This is a genomic window from Amycolatopsis kentuckyensis (assembly GCF_002155975.1).
GTDB lineage: Bacteria > Actinomycetota > Actinomycetes > Mycobacteriales > Pseudonocardiaceae > Amycolatopsis > Amycolatopsis kentuckyensis.
Genome location: NZ_MUMI01000668.1, coordinates 1 through 688, shown reverse-complemented (window position 1 = coordinate 688; position 688 = coordinate 1). Strand labels below are relative to the sequence as shown.

At 71.5% G+C, this 688-nt stretch carries 2 protein-coding genes; both read left to right on the top strand.

Features of this window, described 5'->3' with window-relative positions; all coding sequences use genetic code 11:
• The coding region (locus CCN39_RS45240; RefSeq protein WP_086853065.1) for an ABC transporter ATP-binding protein at positions 1 to 515 on the top strand (515 nt) is incomplete at its 5' end.
• Complete coding sequence (locus CCN39_RS52700) at positions 512 to 646, top strand: hypothetical protein (protein WP_279629627.1); 135 nt, start codon at positions 512 to 514, stop codon at positions 644 to 646. The genes CCN39_RS45240 and CCN39_RS52700, both read left to right, overlap by 4 nt.
• Positions 647 to 688 lie beyond the last annotated feature (42 nt).

The following is a 688-nucleotide window of genomic DNA, read 5'->3' as shown; positions in this document are numbered from 1 at the left end:
AGCTGGACGCCGACGCGGCGGGTCAACGCCGCGTCGGCGTCCAGCTGCAGGAGGGCCAACTGCCCGCGAAGCTGCGGGTCCGCGAAGCCCTGGAGCTGTTCGCCTCCTTCTACGCGCAGCCGGCCGACATCGACGTCCTGCTCGACCAGCTCGAACTGCGCGACCACGCCACCAGCTCCTTCGGGAAGCTCTCCGGCGGCCAGAAGCAGCGCGTCTCGATCGCGCTGGCGCTGGTGGGCCGGCCCGAACTGGCCATCCTCGACGAGCTGACCACCGGGCTCGACCCGCACGCCCGCCGCGAAACGTGGCGGCTCGTCGAAGGCGTCCGGGCCACCGGCGTCACGGTCCTGCTGGTCACCCACTTCATGGACGAGGCCGAGCGCCTCTGCGACCGCGTGGCGATCTTCGACGCCGGGCGCGTGGTCGCCACCGGCACCCCGACCGAGCTCCGCGCCGCGGCCGGAGCATCCACTTTGGACGACGCGTTCGTCTCGCTGACCAGGAGCGCCCGGTGAACACCTTCGCCAAGATCACCGCCACCGAAACGAAACTCTTCCTCCGCTCGCCGTTCATGGCCGCCGGCGGCCTCGTGGGGCTTGGTCATGCCCGGGATGGCGCCGATGGCGAGCAGCAGGACAGGCGGTAGCAGCAGGCCGCCGGCGGCCATGAACGGCGAGCGGAGGAAGAG